We start from the raw sequence: 255 nt of genomic DNA on the forward strand, positions 1-255 counted from the left end.
GGCGGTGACGATGATCTCCTTCTTGCGGCCGGTGATCGTCAGGAATCCCTCGGAGTCGAAGCTGCCGATGTCGCCCGTGTGGAACCAGCCGCCTTCGCTGAAGGCGTCGGCCGTCGCCTCCGGGTTGTTCCAGTACTCCTTGAACACGTTGATGCCGCGGACCTCGATCTCGCCGTCGTCGGCGAGACGCACACCGACGCCGGGGAGAGCGGGACCGACGGTGCCGATCTTCGACTTGTCCGCCAGGTTCACTGT

Annotated in this window: 1 pseudogene; it reads right to left on the reverse strand. The window is 65.1% G+C overall.

The annotated features are described in order from the left end of the window. A pseudogene (locus tag AX744_RS02970) lies at nucleotides 1-255 on the reverse strand (AMP-binding protein); the annotation flags it as partial.

It is taken from the genome of Microbacterium sp. CCH5-D1 (assembly GCF_001557335.1).
Taxonomy (GTDB): Bacteria; Actinomycetota; Actinomycetes; order Actinomycetales; family Microbacteriaceae; genus Microbacterium; species Microbacterium oxydans.